Genomic DNA, 18,319 nt, shown 5'->3' on the forward strand with positions numbered 1-18,319 from the left:
ATGCTCCGTGGGTCGGGAAGGGTCCGCACATTGTAGCTGAACAGATACGATGTCTGCCGACAGACTTGCACATTTATGCCGGCGCTATCGTTGCACGCGCCTTACCCTCCACCCCTTATTTGTCGGCATTTTCCGCGATGCTAGTGCATCGCCCCACGCCTTCACACCGAAAAGCCGAGGCTTCTGCTGGGCGACATTGCCTGTAAAATCCCATCTTATGTCATACGACAACATATGTTATAGCAAGTGACCGAATCCACCCGAATACCGCCTCGGCGGGGGCGAACGCTCGCGCACAAAATGCCGATCGCGGGGAAATGCTGCCGTCGGTGGGCGTCATCGGCGGCAATTGCGCCGACAGCGACGTGCTCGTGATCGTGCCGATGGCGTGGCGTTCTTCGGCAAGGCTCCGGGAGCAGGCGGGAAGACGACGGCGGCCGCGCATGAGCGGCCGCCCCCTTTTCACATCGCTCAGGCCGCCGAATGCGCGACGCGCAGCATGTCGTGCACGCCGGACGTCATCAGCGCGAGAAACGCGAGCAGGCCGACGTAGCACAGCGCGTAGGTCGTTTTCGTCTCGACCGACGTCGTGTAGTACGCGCGGTTCTCCGGCGCGTCGGGATCGTAGCGCCACGCGCGCTTCAACTGCGGCAGCGCGAGGATCGCCATCACGATCAGCAGCGGGCTCGGTCGGTACGCGAACAGCGCGATCAGCACGGGCACGCCCGCGAACCAGATGCGCGGCGACAGCACCGCCGTGATGCGTCCGCCATCGAACGGCGACAGCGGAATCATGTTGAACAGGTTCAGGAAGAAACCCGTATAGGCGAGTGCAAGCAGCAGGTTGCTGTCGTAGTGCCGCGCGGCCGCGTAGCAGGCCAGCGCGCCGAGCGTGCCGACGAACGGCCCGGCCAGCCCGACGTATGCTTCGGTTTCGGCGTCGTGCGGCATCTCCTTCAGCTGGATCCATGCGCCGACGAACGGGATGAACGTCGGCAGCCCCACATCGAGCCCGCGCCGCTGCGCGGCCACGTAGTGGCCGGCTTCGTGGACCAGCAGCAGCGCGACGAAGCCGGCCGCGAAGCGCCACCCGTAGAACAGCGCGTAGACCGCGATCGACGCCAGCATGGTGCCCGCCGACATCAGCACCTTGCCGAGCTTCAGGCCGCCGAAGATCAGCAACAGCAGCTTCGTCATTCCTTGCGCTCCGTGCCGGACACGGCGGCAGCGTCGGCGACGACCGGCACGGCCGCCGGCTTCGGCTTACGCCCGAAGAAGCGCTTTAGCGCCGCGCCGCCCGCCAGCAACGCGACCGCCCCGATCTTGAAGAACTTCACGGCGAATGCGCCGATCAGCGCGAGCAGCCCGAGCTTCTTCGCGCCGACGCCGACGATCAGCGCCGCAAGCCCGTACTCGGCAACGTGGTCGGTCGACTTGTTGAAATCGGCGTAGCGCTTGCCGTCGTTGAAGCGGATGTTCGCGAGCAGGTCGTCGGCCGATGCCTTGTACTTCGGCAGATCGGCGAGCGTGGATGCCATCGTCAGCGACAGGTAGCCGTCGCGGCCGAGCACGAGCGTCCGGTAGTTCACGCCGTCGCTCTGCGGATTCGCGGGCGCGCCCTTGTCGCGGATGATCGCTGACCACACGAGTCGGTGCGTGGCGGCGTCGTACGCGGGCGGCTGCGCCCAGCCGACCACCTCCGTCTCGGGCAGCCCGCGTTCCTTGCGCGCCGGGTTGTTTTCCTCGGTGCCGGCCTGCAGGCTCTTCAGCAATTCGTCGCGTTTCCAGTCCTTCGCGTCGTCGTCGCGGATGTAGCCGCTCGGCTCGAACGACACGACCGAGATCCAGTCGGCGTCCGGGTCCTGGGGCAGCACGAGGCCGACCAGCTTCGATTCGTCGATCGAGTTGCCCATCGAACGCAGGTAGCGGCCGGCTTCGGCGGCCGGCACGAACGACTCCCCGGCCTTCAGCTTCAGCACGGCTTCGCGCTTGACGTCGATATCGGCGGGACCGTTCACGACGGCCTTGTTGGCGGCCGCGGCGGCCGCTCTCATTTCGACCTGCGCGGCTTCGGTTTGCGCGTGGCTGCTGGTCGCGGCGAGCGCGAGCATCGCCACGCATGCGACGCGGACGGCGAGTTTTTTCATTGTTGGATTCCCCCGGAATGCCTTGTTGTGAATGTGCGCGGCATACGGCCCGGGCGCTGCGGTCGCGGGTCCGATGTCGCCTCTCAGGTGGCACGGGGGTTATGGTAACGCAGCGTCGGTCCGCATCCGGGAACGAAATGCGGGGGCGCAACGGAGCGTCGCGCGGCACCGGCGACGCCCGCCGATCCGGAATGCTTACCTCGCAGGTAATGCCCGATGCGCGCGGGATTGCCTATCATCCTCGTCATGAACTCGACCGCCACCCTTCAATCGCTTCCCCCGTCCGCCGGCCGCGTGTCCGGTATCGGCTCCCTGTTGCGCACGTGGCGTCAACGCCGGCGCCTGAGCCAGATGGCCCTCGCACTGGAAGCCGAGGTGTCAGCGCGACACCTGAGCTTCGTCGAATCGGGGCGCGCGCAGCCGAGCCGGGAGATGGTGCTGCATCTGGCCGAGCGCCTCGACGTGCCGCTGCGCGAGCGCAATGCGCTACTGGTCGCCGCAGGCTATGCGCCGCTGTTTCGCGAGCGCCCCTTTTCCGATCCTCAACTCGATGCGGCGCGGCACGCGGTCGAAGCCGTGCTGCGCGGCCACGAACCGTACCCGGCACTCGCGGTGGATCGCCACTGGACGCTGCTCGCGTCGAACCGGATGCTCGGCGCGCTGGTCGCGCAGGCCGATCCGGCGCTCTTGCAGCCGCCCGTCAACGTGCTGCGCCTGAGCCTGCATCCCGACGGCCTCGCGCCGCAGATCGTCAACTGGCACGAATGGCGTGCGCATATCCTGCACCGGCTGCAACGACAAATCGACGCGAGCGGCGACCGCGCGCTGCATGCGCTGCGCGACGAACTCGCTGCCTATCCGGCACCGGGCGGCCGGTCCGACGACACGCACGCACGCGCCGACTACGCGGACATCGCGGTGCCGCTGCGGCTGCGCACGGCCGCCGGCGAACTGACGTTCTTCAGCACGACGACCGTGTTCGGTACGCCGGTCGACGTCACGCTGTCGGAACTCGCGATCGAGGCGTTTTTCCCGGCGAACCCGGAAACGGCGGACGCGATGCGCACGCTGGCGGAGACGATGCCGGCGCAGTGAACATGATCAGCGACGCTCGAACGCCAGCTTCACGCCCAGCGCGAGAAGCACCGCGCCGCTCACACGGTGCATGCGGGTCAGGATGCGCGGATTGCGCCGGATCGACGTCGAAAGCAGGCCGGCGAACAGCGCGACCGGCCCCTTGACGAGAAACGTCAGGCAGGCAAACGTCGTGCCGAGCACGAACAGCGACAGCATCGGACGTGCGGCGCCCGCCGGGACGAATTGCGGCAGAAACGCGAGATAGAACAGCGCGACCTTCGGATTCGACACGTTGGACAGGCATGCGCTCGAGCAAACGGAACCGGCCGGCACGCCCACGGTAAGCGACACCGGGCCGCGCAGCGTCGCCGGACAATTTGCCGACGCTACGTATACAGCGACGCCTGCGGCAATTCCCCCGTCAACGCGAACCGGCCCACATCGCGCAGCCGATAGTCGAGGGGATCGTGCAGCGTATGCGTGCGCGCGTTGCGCCAGAAGCGGTCGAGGCCGAGCGACGCAGCCGTCGCTCTCGCGCCGCACGCATCGAACAGCGCCTCGCCGTTGTCGAGTGCCGCGCGCTGCGCGACGATCTTCGCATCCGACACCGCGAGCGCGGCCTGCGCACGCTCCTCGGCCGTCAGCGCGTCGCGCCGCGACCACGCGCGCTGCAACGCCGCGGCCGCACGATCGGCGAGCGATGCGGCGGCCACCGCTTGCACGCGCATGTCGCCGAAGCGCTGCAGCGTATAAGGATCGTCGCTCGCCTGTGCCACACCAGCAGCGATCCACGGCCGCCCGTGCTTCAGCACGTAGTCGCGAGCCTCGGCCAGTGCGCCTTCGGCGAGCCCGACGAACAGGTTCGTCAGCACGAGCTGCGACACGAGCGTGCGCAGCGTCGCGCGCGGCGTCGGCGGTGTCTCCGACCGGTGCAGCACTTCGTCGGGTGCAAGGATCACGCCGTCGAAACGCACGCTGCCGCTGTCGGTCTGGCGCTGACCGATCGGATCCCAGTCGTCGTTGACCGTGATCCCGTCGCGATCGGTCGGCACCACGCCGAACACCGCGCGGCCGGTTTCCGGGTCGTGCGCGGACACGGTCATCCGCTGCGAGCCGCGCGTACCCGAGCAGAAGCCCTTCACGCCATCGAGCCGGTAGCCGCCGTCCGGCGTCGCGGTCGCCGCGACGCGCGTGTCGAGCGGGTTCACCGCATTGCCCCACCACCAGCGATGCTCGACGGTGCCGCGCAAGTAGCGCTCGCGCTGCGCCGCGTTGCCCCACACATCGACGCTCACGACCTGCAGCGCCTGAAACCCGACCAGATGCGCGAGCGCGCTGTCGACCCGTGCGATGCGCCGGATCGCGTCATAGACCGTCGGCCACGCCGCTTCCTGCCCGCCGAATTCGCGCGGCACCGCGAGCGTGAGCAGGCCCGCATCGGCGAGCCACTGCTTCTCGGCCGCTGCATGACCGCCCTTGCGATCGCGTTCGGCAGCCGTCGCGCGGAGTGCGTCGATCGCGCGCGCGAGCGCGTCGTCCGTGGCGGCCGGCGCATCCGTATCCGGCACCAGCGTTGCCGGCCCGCGGGGATCGTTCATGCGACCGCTTCCCGTGTAACCGCTTCCCGCGCGATCGTTGCGTGCTCAACGACTTGGCCCGACAGCGGCACCAGCGCATCGAGCTGCCGGCCGGTCAGCGCCGACAGCATCTCGCGCCGCCAATCGTCGTAGATCGCGCGGTATTCGGCGATGTCCGCGCCAAAGACATGCGCGGTGTGCGCGTACTCGTCGTGCAGATAGCCGTCGAGCCGTGCCTGAGTTTCCTCGTCGGCCGCGATCACGCGGTCGATCAGCGCGTCGCGCTCCACGGCCGGCAGCACGTTCAACGTGTCGAACCACCACTGGACGATTTGCACGCGATGCCATTCCTCGTCCGGGCGAATCCGGTTCTCGCCGTGCTCGCGCATCGCGCCGTCGGCGATGCTGCCGGTCTTGCGCTGGATCCACAGCTTCGCGAGGATGTGCAGCTCATAGTGCCATTCGAATGCGAGGAAGCCGGCGACGTCGCGCACCGCGATGTCGCCGATCCGCTCCCAGTGCGCGGCGACGAGCCGCTCGATTTCCGGCAGCGGATCGCGGCCCGTCAGTTCGGTCACGCGTTCGCGACCGATCACCGCGTGGGCGCCGTCATCGCCGAGTTGCCGCGACAGGATCAGCTGGAAATGCGGGTCGTCGCGAAACAGCGTGTCGATCGCCTTCGCGACGACCTGCACGATGAACAGGTCGTGCGACGCCATCTTCGTGTAGTAGTCCGCGACGGCGGCGAGCTCGTGTGCGCCGCGCGGCTCTCGCGGCGGCGTTGCGAGCTTGGCCGGAAAGCCGGGACGATGACGCCGCGCGACGTCCAGAAACAGCGCTTCCTCGAATTGTCCGTTCCACTCGCGCTGTGCGCCGATGGGCAAGGTCATGGGTATCGTTCTCTCAGGTCTTCAATGAAAAAGAGCCGGCGCTCGTGGCGCCGCTCAGGTACGCCGGGTCACGCGTCGGACCAGGCGGTCGCCCGTGATTTGCACGGCCGAAACGAGTGCGATCAGGATCACGATCACGGTCGCCATGACGGTCGTGTCGAAGCGCTGATAACCGTAGCGGATCGCGAGATCGCCGAGTCCGCCCGCGCCGACGGCGCCCGCCATCGCGGTCGAGCCGATCAGCGCGACGACGGTGATCGTAAAGCCGCCCAGCATGCCGGGCAGCGCTTCCGGCAGCAGCACGTGCCATACGATGTGGCGTCGTTTCGCCCCCATCGCGAGCGCGGCCTCGATCAATCCGCGATCGACTTCGCGCAGGCTCACTTCGGCGATCCGCGCGAAGAACGGAATCGCGGCGATCGACAGCGGCACGACGGCCGCCCATACGCCGATCGTCGTGCCGATCAGGATGCGCGTGAACGGCAGCAGCGCGACGAGCAGGATGATGAACGGCGTCGAGCGGAACACATTGACGAGCGCGCCGAGCACCGTGTTCACGCCGCGCCGTTCGTAGATGCCGCCGGGCGCGGTCGTCACGAGAATCACCGCGAGCGGGATGCCGAGCAGCGCGGCAATCGCCGCGGATGCGGCAACCATCGACAGCGTGTCGCGGATCGCGTCGAGCAGTTCCGGCCACCAGAGCTCAAACATAGCCGAGCACCTCCGCACGGTTCGCATGCCGGCGCGCGCGTTCGAGCAATGCCGCAACGGCGCCGCGTGCATGCTCTGCACCGCCTGCGCTCGCGGCGGGCGCGGCCGCGATCACGAGACGCCCCTGCGCATGCCCCTGAATCCGTTCGATTCCGCCGTGCAGGAATCGCACCGAGCCGCCGAGCGCCGCGGCAAGCGCGCCGACGTCCGGCTCGCCGCCGCTTTCGCCCGTATAACGCACGTCGAGCACGACATGCGCGCCGTCGGGCAGCGGCGCGTGCTCGGGCAGCGGCTGCACGCGTGCGGCAAGTTCCGCAGGCAGATCGTGCACGAGCGTGCTCAGCAGCGCGCGCGTCGCACCATGACGCGGATCGCCGAAAACGCGCCACACCGGGCCCGTTTCGACGACTTCACCTTGTTCGATCACCGCAACCGTGTCGCACACCGCGCGAATCACTTCCATCTCGTGCGTGATCAGCACGATCGTCAGCCCGAGGCGGCGATTGATGTCGGCGAGCAGCGCGAGGATCGACTGCGTCGTCTCGGGATCGAGCGCCGACGTCGCCTCGTCGCATAGCAGCACCTCCGGGTCGTGCACCAGCGCGCGTGCGATGCCGACGCGCTGCTTCTGGCCGCCGGACAGGCTTGCCGGATACGCATCGCGCTTCGCGGCGAGTCCGACGAGATCGAGCAGCGCATCGACCTTGCGCGTGCGCTCGGCCTTCGGGACGCCCGCGATCTTCAGCGGCAATGCGACGTTCTCGAACACCGTTTTCGCGTGCAGCAGGTTGAAATGCTGGAACACCATGCCGGTGCGGCGACGCAGTGCGACGAGCCCGTTCTCGTCTAACGTGCCGACATCGATGCCGTGCACGCGCACGCTGCCCGAGCTCGGTCGCTCGAGGCCGTTGACGAGCCGCAGCAGCGTCGACTTGCCGGCACCGCTGCGGCCGATGATGCCGAACACCTCGCCGCGCCGCACGTCGAGCGTCACGTCGCGCAGCGCGGCGGCCTGCCCGTGCGGCGTCGCGAATACCTTGCCGACGTGCGCGAACGACACGGCGGCGGCGCCGTCGGCGCGCGCGGCCGCTTCGTCATGTGCCGCCGGCGCGCCGGCGTCCACGGCCGCGCCGACCCGCACGGCCGATGCGTCGACGAAACCCAGCGTATCGAACAATTGCGTCATCGCTTCGCTCCGTCACGTTCACGCATGCGCAGGGTGCGCACGCTCGGTCGCCGACGCGGCAGTCGGCCGATGCTGCGCGCCCGTATGCCAGGCCGGCAACCGCGCGCCGGCGCCGAACAGCTTCTCGCGCAACGTCGGCGCGGCGTCGTAGTCTTCCTTGTAGACGCCACGGTTCTGCAGTTCGGGCACGACCCAGTCGACGAAATCCTCGAACGACTCGGGCATCACGGTGCGTGTCAGGTTGAAGCCGTCGATGCCCGTTTCATCGATCCACGACTGCAGTTCGTCCGCGACCTGCGACGGCGAACCGACGATCGGCGCATAGCGGCCGCCAAGCGACATCTGTTCGAGCATCCGGCGCACGGTCCACGTGCCGGTCGTGCTCTTCTTCGAAATCGCGTCGACGGCCGACTGGATCGAATCGGTCTTCACGTACGAGATCGGCTCGTCGAGGCCGTACTTCGCGAAGTCGATGCCGGTCGAGCTCGCGAAATGCGCGAGGCCCGCTTCCGGGCTTGCATGGCGCCGGTATTCGTCGAACTTCTCGCGCGCGAGCGTTTCGGTCTCGGCGGTCACGACGCTCACGCCGGCGAAGATCCTGATCGACGCCGGGTCGCGCCCCTGCCGCGCGGCGGCGGCCCGAATGTCGAGCACGGCCGCGCGCGCGGCGGCCTTGCTCTGCCCGTTGACGAACACACATTCCGCATGACGCGCCGCGAATTCGACGCCGCGCGCCGACGAACCGGCCTGGTACAGCACCGGCGTGCGCTGCAGCGAGGGTTCGCTCAGGTGGATCGCGTCTACCGAATAGAACGGCCCGTCGTGCTTCACGCGCCGCACCTTGCCCGGCTGCGCGAACACGCGCGCGCGCGCGTCGCGGATCACCGCATCGTCGTCCCAGCTCTGTTCCCACAGCTTGTAGACGACGTCCATATAGTCGTCCGCGCGTTCGTAGCGGTCGTCGTGGCCGATCTGCTGCGCGAGGCCCATCCCGCGCGCGGCGCTGTCGAGATAACCGGTCACGATGTTCCAGCCGACGCGCCCCTTCGTCAGATGATCGAGCGTCGACATCCGGCGTGCGAACAGATACGGCGGCTCGTACGTCAGGTTCGCGGTCACGCCGAAGCCGAGATGCCGTGTGACCTGCGCCATCGCGGGCACGAGCAGCAGCGGATCGTTGACGGGCACCTGCACCGATTCGCGCAGCGCGACGTCAGGGCCGCCGCCGAACACGTCGTACACGCCGACGATGTCCGCCAGAAAGATGCCGTCGAACTTGCCGCGCTCCAGCGTCCTTGCGAGATCGGCCCAGTAATCGAGATCGGTGTAATGCGCGGAGCGGTCGCGCGGATGCGTCCACAGCCCGTGATTGATGTGCCCGACGCAGTTCATGTTGAACGCGTTGAGCAGGATTTTCTTGCGGTTTGCGGTCGTCATGTCGCCCCCCGTCACCACGCGATCGCGTACAGCGACCCGAACGCGTTGTCGAGTGCACGGCGCACCGCCGGCGAGTGCTGGTAGATCGAAATGAACTTGCGGATGCGCGGATCGTTCGCGCTCTCCGGCCGCACGACCCACTGGATCGCAAAGTTCTTGTTCTCCGTGCCGTCGAACAGCAGCGCGCTGTTCGGATCGGTCGTGCCGGCGAGCTTGATGAAGCTCGGATAGCCCTGCGCGAGGTCGACGTCGTCGAGCGAGCGCGCAAGCTGCGACGCCTCGAGCGCGATGATCTTCAGGTGCTTCGGGTTGGACACGATGTCGTGCGTCGTCGCGCGATAATCGGCGCCCGGCGTCAGCGTGATGAGTCCCGCGCGCTGCAGCAGCAACAGCCCCCGACCGCCGTTCACCGGATCGTTCGCGATCGCGACGCGCGCGCCGTCCTTCAGCTCGGCAAAGCTCTTCACCTTCTTCGAATAGAGGCCGATCTTCATGATCGTGCCCGGCGCGATCGAGATGAAGTTGTAGCCGCCCTGCTTCTTCGCGTTCTCGAGAAACGGAATGTGCTGAAAGTAGTTGACGTCGATGTCCCTGTTCGCGAGCGCGGCGTTCGGCGTATTCCAGTCGGTGAACTCGACGATCTTCACGTCGAGCCCCTGCTCCTTCGCCTCCTTCGCGGCGATCTTCAGCGCGTCGATCTGCGGGCTGGTCGAGATGCCGACCTTCAGCGGCGCGGTGTCGGCGCGCGCGGCGTTCAGCAGCGCGACGCCGAGCAGCGTGGCCGCCAGTACGCGCGCGAGCGTCGCGAACCGGCGGAGCGAAAAGCGGGCGGAAAAAACGGGATGCAGCATCGGAACCACTCTCCTGTCCAAAGACGGTATCGACGGATGAGCGACGCCGCGGCGAACGCGCGGGCGTTCTCCGGACAGTCGTCATCGCATCGGAAAAGGATCAGCCGATGATAGTGAGCGGCGGCAGGGCGGTCTACGAAGCGATTGTGCGAAGAAAATCGCGTGCGGCGATATGGCGCGCGGATCAGTGCAGGGACGGTGCGACGGCCGGCGGCCAGGCCGAAATCTCGGCCTGGCCGCCGCGCGAATTCCGAAATCTCGGCCTGCCGCCCGCGGCAACCTTTTCCGCAGACGAAACAAATCCGTTATGAATCAATGCACTAAAAATATTCCGGCTGGCCGGATTTCTGGCATGGGGGTTGCGTAATAGACGGCACACGATGCCGCGAAGCGATGCAGGCATTCCATACATCAGGAGACACGTCTTGCAGACCTCTATCCATACCCCAACCCGACCCGAGGCCGTTGCAGAAGCCGGTCCAGTCGCGCGCGAACGATTCTGGCCGCACGGCTGGTGGAAGCTGATGGAAATCCGCATCGGCATCATTCCGTTGCCGGTCTACGTGATCCTGTTCGGGCTGATCGTCGGGTTTGCCGTTACGGGCAAGGTGCCCGGCGAGATCTCGATGGCGATCGCGGTGCTCGCATTCTTCGGCTTCACGTGCGCGGAACTCGGCAAGCGCCTGCCGCTCCTGCGCAACATCGGCGCGGCCGCGATCTTCGCGACCTTCGTGCCGTCCGCGCTGACTTACTACCACGTGCTGCCGAAGCCGGTGCTGAACCTGACGGTCGAGTTCACGAAGTCGACGAACTTCCTGTACCTGTTCATCGCGTCGATCATCGTCGGCAGCATCCTGAGCATGGACCGTCGCGTGCTGATCCAGGGCTTCGTGAAGATCTTCATTCCGCTCGCCGCCGGATCGGTCGCGGCCGCGATCGTCGGCACCGCGGTCGGCACCGCGCTCGGCCTCGGCGCGCGCCACACGCTGCTGTACATCGTCGTGCCGATCATGGCCGGCGGTGTCGGCGAAGGCGCGATTCCGCTGTCGATCGGCTATTCGGAACTGATGCACCTGCCGCAGGGCGAGATGTTCGCGATGGTGCTGCCGCCGGTGATGCTCGGCAGCCTGACCGCGATCATCCTGTCGGGCGCGCTCGACATGCTCGGCAAGCGCCTGCCGCATCTGACCGGCAACGGCCGCCTGCAGGTCGGCGAAAGCGGCGACATGGCGCCGGAAAGCGAGGAAATCCGCGGCCACGTCGACGTCACGCACATCGCCGGCGCCGGCATCACGGCGATCACGCTGTACCTCGTCGGCCTGATGGCGCACAAGCTGTTCGGCCTTCCCGCGCCGGTCGCAATGCTGTTCCTCGCGGTGCTCGTGAAGCTCGCACGGGCGGTGTCGCCGCCGCTGCAGGAAGGCGCGTTCGTCGTCTACAAGTTCTTCTCGACGGCCGTCACGTATCCGCTGCTGTTTGCGATCGGTGTCGCGATGACGCCGTGGGACAAGCTGACCGCCGCATTCACGATCGTCAACGTGGTCACGATCGTGTCGACCGTCGCGACGCTGATGGGCACCGGTTTCGTGGTCGGCCGCCTGCTGAAGATGTACCCTATCGACACCGCAATCGTGAACGCCTGCCACAGTGGCCAGGGCGGCACCGGAGACGTCGCGATCCTGACCGCCGCGAACCGGATGCAGCTGATGCCGTTCGCGCAGATCGCCACCCGCATCGGCGGCGCGATCGTCGTCACGGTGACGCTGATCCTGGTCGCGCACTTCGGATAACGCACGGCCGCACGCATCGTCGCGCACGCTGCTTCGCACGCGCCGCCCCCGGTTCAGCCGGTGCGCGGCGCGTGTCGTTGCGGCGCGCGGTGGCTGACGGGTTGCGGTGGCTCACCGGCCGCGCGGACGGCCCGTAGCGGCGGGAGATGGCGGCCGGCCGATAGCGGGCTTCGATGAGGGCGAACGTGCAGAAGAGCTTCAAGGGAATCCCGTGGTGGGGTTGGGCGGCAGCGGCCGTGCTGTATGTCGGCGTGGCCGGCGCGGCCGTCGATTTCGCGTGGGAGCGAGCGATCGATGCGCTCGAGGAAACCGGCGCGCACCGGCTCGACCTGTATGCGTCGAGCCTGAAAAGCGAGCTCGGGCGCTTTGAGATCCTGCCCGGCCTGGTCGCGCGGCAGGACAGCGTGCGCGCATTGCTGAAGGCCGCGCCGCACGACGCACCCGAACTCGTGCATTCGGTCGATACCTATCTGGAAGCCGTGAACCGCGACGCCGGCAGCGGCGCGGTCGACGTGATCGACCTGCACGGCGAAGTGATCGCCGCGAGCAACTGGAACGAGACGATCAGCTTCGTCGGCACCAACGTGTCGTACCGTCCGTATTTCAAGGACGCGCTCGCGCACGGCAGCGGCCGCTTCTTCGGAATCGGCACCAACACGGGCGTGCCCGGCGTCTATTTCGCGAGCGCGGTGCGCGACGACGGCGTGCCGGTCGGCGCGGCCGCGGTGAAAATCAGCGTCGATCCGCTGGAATCCGCTTGGCGCGCGCCGGGCGTCGCCGCGATGGTGGTCGACAGCAACGGCGTGATCGTGATCTCGACCGAGCCCGCGTGGAAGTTCACCGCGCTGCGGCCGATCACCGCGCAGCAGCAGCGCGACATCCAGGCGTCGCGCCAGTATGCGGGCCGCACGGTGGACGTGCTGCCGTATCGCCGCATCGGCGATCGCGGCGCCGCCGCGTGGTTCGGCACGTTCCCGGATACGCGCCACGCGGGTCGCAGCACACGCTATCTGGTGATGTCGCGCCCCGCGCCGCAGGCCGGCGATTCGCTGATGGTGCTGCTCGACATCGCCGGCGCGCGGCGCCAGCAGCAGACCGCGTTCGTGTTCGTCACCGGCGCGTTCCTGATTGCCGCGCTGCTGGTCGGCTACGCGATCCAGCGCCGCCGGGCGATCGTCGCGCGGCTGAACGCGCAGGACGCGCTGCGCCGCGCGAACGACCGGCTCGAGCTGACCGTCGCGCAGCGCACGGCCGCGCTGACCGCCGCGAACGAGCGGATGCAACGCGAGATCGTCGAGCGCGAACGCACCGAGCAACGGCTGCGCGATTCGCAGCAGGAAGTCGTGCACGCGGGCAAGCTCGCGGTGCTCGGGCAGATGGCAGCCGGTCTCACGCACGAGCTGAACCAGCCGCTCGTCGCGATCCGCACGCTGTGCGACAACGCGCGCACGTTCTTCGAGCGCGGGCAGCCGGCGCCGGCGTACGCGAATCTCGAACGGATCGGCAAGCTCGTCGACAGCATGGCCGTGCTCACCGGCGAGCTGAAGACGTTTGCACGCAAGCCCGACGTCGAGCGCGTCGCGGTATCGCTGAACGAAGCCGTCGCGCACGCGCGGCTCATCTACGATGCGCGCATCCGCGACGAAGGCGTGCAGCTCGACGTGAACATCGCGCCCGGCACGACAGTGTCCGCGGAATCGAGCCAGCTGCAGCAGGTGATCGTGAACCTGCTCGGCAACGCGCTCGACGCGGTGCACGACGCGCCGCTGCGGCGCATCGTCATCGAGGCGGCCGACGCCGACGAAACCGGCCGCATACGCTTGAGCGTCGCAGACAGCGGCGCCGGCATCGCGCCCGACGTGCTGCCGCACCTGTTCGAGCCGTTCGTGACCACCAAGCCGCGCGGCCAGGGGCTCGGGCTCGGCCTCGCGATCACGTCGCGCATCGTCGAGGCGTTCGGCGCGAAGATCGCCGCGACGAACCGTGACGAAGGCGGCGCGGAGTTCACCATCGAATTCGCGGCGGCGACGCCGCAACAAAGGACAGAGCATGGAAGATGAGATTCGGGTGCTGGTCGTCGAGGACGATGAAAACGTCCGGATCGGCGTCGAGCAGGCCGTCGCCCTCGCCGGATTTCCGGTCGACGCATTCGCGTCCGCGTCCGACGCGCTCGCGCACGTCGCGCCCGGCGCGCCCGTCGTGATCGTGTCGGACGTGCGGATGCCGGGCATCGACGGGCTGCAGTTGCTCGAACGGGTGATGGCCGTCGATCCGCAGATCCCGGTCGTGCTGATCAGCGGGCACGCGGATATTTCGACGGCCGTCGGCGCGATGCACGACGGTGCGTACGACTTCATCGAGAAGCCGTTTTCGTCGGACGTAATCGCCGGCCGCGTCGCGCGCGCCGTCGAGAAGCGCCGGCTGACGCTCGAGGTTCAGGGGCTGCGCGCGGCCCTGAACAACTGGCATGGCATCGACGCGTTCGTGCTCGGCAAGTCGCCCGCGATGGCCGACGTGCGCAAGAAGATCCTGCGTCTCGCCGATACGTCGGTGTCGGTGCTGATCACCGGCGAGACGGGCACCGGCAAGGAGCTGATCGCGCGCAGCCTGCACGATTTCGGCGGCCGGCGCGATGCCCACTTCGTCGCGCTGAACTGCGGCGGCCTGCCTGAACAGGTGTTCGAGAGCGAGCTGTTCGGCCACGAGGCCGGCGCGTTCACCGGCGCGATCAAGAAACGGATCGGCAAGATCGAATGGGCGCACGGCGGCACGCTGTTCCTCGACGAAATCGAGACGATGCCGGTTTCGCTGCAGATCAAGATGCTGCGCGTGCTGCAGGAGCGTGTGGTCGAGCGGCTCGGCGCGAACGAGCTGATTCCGGTCGACTGTCGCGTGGTGGCCGCGTCGAAGGCCGATCTGGCGGAACTCGCGGCCGAAGGGCGGTTCCGCGCGGACTTGCTGTATCGGCTCAACGTCGCGCAGATCGAGCTGCCGCCGCTGCGCGAGCGGCGCGAGGACGTGCCGCTGCTGTTCGAGCATTTCGTGCTCGCGGCCGCACGGCGCTTCGGGCAGCCGGCGCCGGTCGCCACGGCTGCGCAGGTATCCGAACTGATGACGCACGCGTGGCCCGGCAACGTGCGCGAACTGCAGAACGTGGCCGACCGCTTCGTGCTCGGGCTGACCGGCGACAGCCTGCTGTCGTCGGGCGGCACGGCGACGGCCGGCGGCACGCTCGCGGAACAGCTCGCGTATTTCGAGCGGATGCTGATCGAGGACATGCTGCGGCGTCACAACGGCAACGTTGCGGACGCAAGCGTTGCACTCGGCATGCCGAAGAAGACGCTGTATCACAAGCTGCGCCACCTGCGGATTCCCGCGCGCGGCGACACGGCCGCCGACGGCGGCGAATGACGCGAACGAGAACACGCATACCGGCATGGATCGCATCGACATCACCGAACGCGGCCGCATCGACGGCCACCTGATCCGCGGCGTCACGCGCGCGCAGAAGACCTTCCGCCCGAGCGACTGGCCCGAACGGCTCGCGGGCGTGATCACGCTGTTCGTCGGCGAACGCCGGCCCGGCTATCCGTGTGCGCTGTCGCGGCTCGCAATGCCGGTCGTCGACGGCGGCGTCAAATGCCTGTTCGTGTCCGACGAACTGCGCGAAGTCTGTGCCGATGCGTTCGATTTCGCGATGCAGTTCGCGGCCGACAACGATCTTGCGGTCGAGCTTCGGACCGCGCCGGCGCTCGCGGTGCGGTAATGCGCCGGCCGCGCTCGGCGGCCGCCCCTTCGCCTTTTCCCGCTTCCCCGCCGCTTCGACGCGCGATTGCGCGGGTGTCCGCCCGTGCCGTACGTCGCACCATCAATCGTCAGACGATTGAAAGACTCGCCCGGTCGCCTCGCCACGACAAGGCTTTCCGGCCGATCCATCAATAAAATTGATCGTCACGATGAAAATTATGCGTTTTCCTCGCAGCTCGCCGTCAGGCATAGTTGCGGCGTGATGACGCACCCAATGAGTTTTCAGTCATGAACATGCGAATCGAGCCTTCGGTGCTCGCGAACCCCGACCTGCAATTTGCGACGCTTTCGTCAGGCATCAGCCTGCCGTATGTCGAGCGGGGCAGCGGCGCGCCGATGGTGTTCGTGCACGGGTCGTTGTGCGATTACCGCTACTGGGATCCGCAACTCGCATCGCTGTCGGATCACTACCGCTGCATCGCGCCGAGCCTCAGCCACTACTGGCCGGCGGTCGAAGCAGGCATCCAGGACGAGTTCAGCTGGCAAAACCACGTCGACGAACTCGCTGAATTCATCGACGCACTCGATCTCGGCCCCGTGCATCTCGTCGGCCATTCGCGCGGCGGCAACGTCGCGTTCAACGTCGCGCGCCAGCATCCGCACCTCGTCGACACGCTGACGCTCGCCGATCCGGGCGGCCCGCTGCAACAGCCGGGCGTGCGCGAAGCCGCGCTGCCGGCCGCCGCGATCGCGCTGCGCACGAAGGCCGTGGACCTGATCGATCGGGGCGACGTCGAAGCGGGCCTCGAAATGTTCGTCGACTCGGTAAGCCTGCCGGGCGCGTGGAAAAAGAGCACGTCCCGCTTCCGCACGATGGCGATCGACAACGCAAGCACGCTGCCGAAGCAACTGCGCGATCCGCTGCCCGCGTATTCGCAGCAGGCCGCGGCGGATATCGCATGCCGCACGCTGCTGATCGACGGCCAGCGCAGCCCGAAGATGTTCCGCCACAACGTCGATACGTTGTCGCAGTGGATCGGCGACGCGCAACGGCAGACCGTAGCAGGCGCATCGCACGGGATGAACGCGGCGAGCCCCGCGGTGTTCAACCGTTACGTGCACGAGTTCGTCGCTGCGTAACGTTCGCGGGCGGCATGCGCACCGCCCGTTACCGCAATTCCCTTTTCTGCACGATGCGATACGCGGTGGTGTTCGCGGAGCGCGCCACCGAACATCCTGAGTTTCCTCCGGAGTCGCACACGTAAAAAACCCCGATCCGCGTCGCCACGGATCGGGGTTCTTCCGGCTTCGATCTTTCTTCGTCGATCGAGCGCGGCGCCGGCACGCCGACGCCCGCCGATCTCTCACCGCACGGCGACGTCCTGCTTGCCCGCCGCCGCATCGCCAACCGCGGCCGACGCCGGCGCATCGCCCCATCCGCCGCCGAGCGCACGAATCAGGTTCACGGTCGATACCGCCTGCGCACCGGTCAACTGGTTCGCTTGCAACTGCGACTGCAGCACCGATCGCTCGCTGTCGATCACGTCGAGATATGCGACCTCGCCTTCCTGATACTGCGTGCGCGACAGCGTTGCCGAGCGACGCGACGCGTTGACGGCCGCCTCCTGCGCGCGGATCTGGTCGTCGAGCAGGCGCAGATCGGCGAGATTGTCCTCGACCTCGCGGAACGCGACGAGCACCTGCTGCCGGTAATTCGCGACCTGCTCGTCGTACTGCGCGCGCGCCTGCTGCACGCCGGCCGCACGACGGCCGCCGTCGAACAGCGGCAACGTCAGCGCGGTGCCGGCGAACGGCCCGAGCAGGAACGTGCGGCTCGACCACAGGAACAGGTTGCCGAGCGTCGACGCTTCATACCCGAACGCGCCGGTGATATCGAGCTTCGGGAAATACGCGGACTTCGCGAGCCCGATCCGCGCATTCGCGGCGGCCATCGCTCGCTCGGCCGCCGATACGTCCGGACGGCGTTCGAGCAGCGCGGACGGCAGGCCCGGCGGAATCTTCACCGCGACCGGCACGATCGGCGTTTCCTTGAACGCGAAGTCCGCGGGCGCCTTGCCCAGCAGGATCGCGAGCGCATGCTCGGACGCCGCGCGCCGGCGTGCGACGCCGACCGCATCGGCCTGCGCGCTCGCCAGTTCGTTCTTCGCGCGCGCCACGTCGAGCTCGCTGATGTCGCCTTCGTTGAAGCGGCGCTGCACGAGCTTGAGCGCCTCTTCACGCAGTTCGACCGTACGGCGGTACAGATCCTGGTCCGAATCGAGCTGACGCAGTTCGAAGTAGTTCTGCGCGACGTCGGCCTGCAGCGCGAGCTGCACCGAACGGAACAGTGCTTCGCTCTGCGCCTGGTCGGCGCGCGACGCTTCGACGTTGCGGCTCACGCGGCCGAACAGGTCGGCCTCGTACGACACCGTGCCCTGTGCGCGCCACAGCGTCGCGGTGGTCGGGCCCGTGCCCTGCGGCTGGAACTGCGACGCCGACGACACCCCTTCGCGCGTCGGCCCGAACCCCACGCCGACCTGCGGGAACCATTGCGAACGCGCGGTGCGGGTTGCCGCACGCGCTTCCTCGACACGCGCGGCCGCGGCCTTCAGGTTCTGGTTCGCTGCGAGCGCCTGCGCTTCGAGCGAATCGAGCACGGGGTCGCCGAACACCTTCCACCATTCGCCGCGATGCTCGCCGTCCGCCGGCTCGGCCGTCTTCCACGTGCCGGCCTGTTCGCCGGGCGCGAGCGTCGGCGCTTCCTTGAACGCCGCGGGCGTCGACACGTCCGGGCGCTTGTAGTCGGGCCCCACCGCGCACGCGGCGAGCAGCGTCGCGAGCAGGGTGCTCGCGGCCGCCACCTTCGCGAAGCGCATCAGGCCATTCGAGTTGTGCATGTTGTCCAT

The 18,319-nt window shown here is 67.8% G+C and carries 16 protein-coding genes; 6 read left to right on the forward strand and 10 right to left on the reverse strand.

The annotated features are described in order from the left end of the window. Positions 1 to 471: 471 nt before the first annotated feature. Both KDW55_RS16635 and KDW55_RS16640 read right to left on the reverse strand, forming a co-directional pair. Complete coding sequence (locus tag KDW55_RS16635; protein WP_040138743.1) at positions 472 to 1,197, reverse strand: site-2 protease family protein; 726 nt, start codon at positions 1,195 to 1,197, stop codon at positions 472 to 474. Beyond that, on the reverse strand, positions 1,194 to 2,147 hold the full coding sequence (locus KDW55_RS16640) for a DUF2167 domain-containing protein (RefSeq protein ID WP_040138744.1): 954 nt from the start codon (positions 2,145 to 2,147) through the stop codon (positions 1,194 to 1,196). The genes KDW55_RS16635 and KDW55_RS16640 overlap by 4 nt, the downstream gene beginning before the upstream one ends. 246 nt (positions 2,148 to 2,393) lie before the next feature. Between KDW55_RS16640 and KDW55_RS16645 the strand changes: the two genes are divergently transcribed. After that, positions 2,394 to 3,242 carry a helix-turn-helix transcriptional regulator gene (locus tag KDW55_RS16645; protein ID WP_040138745.1) on the forward strand — a complete coding sequence of 283 codons (849 nt, stop codon included), beginning with the start codon at positions 2,394 to 2,396 and terminating at the stop codon, positions 3,240 to 3,242. A gap of 6 nt (positions 3,243 to 3,248) precedes the next feature. Here the strand turns inward: KDW55_RS16645 and KDW55_RS16650 are convergent, their stop codons facing one another. The 7 genes from KDW55_RS16650 to KDW55_RS16680 are packed head-to-tail and all read right to left on the reverse strand — an operon-like array spanning position 3,249 to position 9,876. After that, the gene (locus tag KDW55_RS16650) at positions 3,249 to 3,575 is read right to left on the reverse strand and encodes a LysE family transporter (protein WP_349252602.1); all 327 of its coding nucleotides are present in this window, start codon (positions 3,573 to 3,575) and stop codon (positions 3,249 to 3,251) included. A 35-nt stretch (positions 3,576 to 3,610) separates the two neighbouring features. After that, positions 3,611 to 4,822: an acyl-CoA dehydrogenase family protein gene (locus KDW55_RS16655; protein WP_212161442.1), complete on the reverse strand. Its 1,212-nt coding sequence runs from the start codon at positions 4,820 to 4,822 to the stop codon at positions 3,611 to 3,613. Continuing rightward, positions 4,819 to 5,691 carry a hypothetical protein gene (locus KDW55_RS16660; protein ID WP_212161443.1) on the reverse strand — a complete coding sequence of 291 codons (873 nt, stop codon included), beginning with the start codon at positions 5,689 to 5,691 and terminating at the stop codon, positions 4,819 to 4,821. Before KDW55_RS16660 ends, KDW55_RS16655 begins: the two co-directional genes overlap by 4 nt. Before the next feature lie 54 nt (positions 5,692 to 5,745). Beyond that, positions 5,746 to 6,402, reverse strand: a complete 657-nt coding sequence (locus KDW55_RS16665) for a methionine ABC transporter permease (protein ID WP_040138748.1) — start codon at positions 6,400 to 6,402, stop codon at positions 5,746 to 5,748. Then, the gene (locus KDW55_RS16670) at positions 6,395 to 7,588 is read right to left on the reverse strand and encodes an ATP-binding cassette domain-containing protein (RefSeq protein ID WP_212161444.1); all 1,194 of its coding nucleotides are present in this window, start codon (positions 7,586 to 7,588) and stop codon (positions 6,395 to 6,397) included. The genes KDW55_RS16665 and KDW55_RS16670 overlap by 8 nt, the downstream gene beginning before the upstream one ends. 18 nt (positions 7,589 to 7,606) lie before the next feature. After that, positions 7,607 to 9,025 carry an LLM class flavin-dependent oxidoreductase gene (locus KDW55_RS16675; protein ID WP_209825358.1) on the reverse strand — a complete coding sequence of 473 codons (1,419 nt, stop codon included), beginning with the start codon at positions 9,023 to 9,025 and terminating at the stop codon, positions 7,607 to 7,609. Between the two features lie 11 nt (positions 9,026 to 9,036). Beyond that, positions 9,037 to 9,876: a MetQ/NlpA family ABC transporter substrate-binding protein gene (locus KDW55_RS16680; RefSeq protein ID WP_040138751.1), complete on the reverse strand. Its 840-nt coding sequence runs from the start codon at positions 9,874 to 9,876 to the stop codon at positions 9,037 to 9,039. Between the two features lie 425 nt (positions 9,877 to 10,301). Between KDW55_RS16680 and KDW55_RS16685 the strand changes: the two genes are divergently transcribed. The 5 genes from KDW55_RS16685 to KDW55_RS16705 all read left to right on the forward strand — a co-directional run bounded on the left by KDW55_RS16685 (position 10,302) and on the right by KDW55_RS16705 (position 16,553). Further along, positions 10,302 to 11,666: a 2-hydroxycarboxylate transporter family protein gene (locus KDW55_RS16685; protein WP_040138752.1), complete on the forward strand. Its 1,365-nt coding sequence runs from the start codon at positions 10,302 to 10,304 to the stop codon at positions 11,664 to 11,666. 173 nt (positions 11,667 to 11,839) lie between these two features. Beyond that, complete coding sequence (locus KDW55_RS16690; RefSeq protein ID WP_040138753.1) at positions 11,840 to 13,726, forward strand: ATP-binding protein; 1,887 nt, start codon at positions 11,840 to 11,842, stop codon at positions 13,724 to 13,726. Continuing rightward, positions 13,716 to 15,077, forward strand: coding sequence for a sigma-54 dependent transcriptional regulator (locus tag KDW55_RS16695; protein WP_069243364.1), 1,362 nt, complete (start codon positions 13,716 to 13,718; stop codon positions 15,075 to 15,077). The genes KDW55_RS16690 and KDW55_RS16695 overlap by 11 nt, the downstream gene beginning before the upstream one ends. Before the next feature lie 25 nt (positions 15,078 to 15,102). Further along, positions 15,103 to 15,432 carry a DUF3579 domain-containing protein gene (locus KDW55_RS16700; RefSeq protein ID WP_040138755.1) on the forward strand — a complete coding sequence of 110 codons (330 nt, stop codon included), beginning with the start codon at positions 15,103 to 15,105 and terminating at the stop codon, positions 15,430 to 15,432. A gap of 269 nt (positions 15,433 to 15,701) precedes the next feature. Next, positions 15,702 to 16,553, forward strand: a complete 852-nt coding sequence (locus KDW55_RS16705) for an alpha/beta hydrolase (RefSeq protein WP_209821998.1) — start codon at positions 15,702 to 15,704, stop codon at positions 16,551 to 16,553. A gap of 224 nt (positions 16,554 to 16,777) precedes the next feature. On the opposite strand, the gene opcM is transcribed toward KDW55_RS16705, so the two are convergent. Then, positions 16,778 to 18,319 (reverse strand): multidrug efflux transporter outer membrane subunit OpcM, encoded by a 1,542-nt coding sequence (gene opcM, locus KDW55_RS16710; RefSeq protein WP_069243577.1) that lies wholly within the window; start codon positions 18,317 to 18,319, stop codon positions 16,778 to 16,780.

The sequence above is a fragment of the Burkholderia sp. AU19243 genome (assembly GCF_018148075.1).
In the GTDB taxonomy this organism is placed as follows: Bacteria; Pseudomonadota; Gammaproteobacteria; order Burkholderiales; family Burkholderiaceae; genus Burkholderia; species Burkholderia latens_A.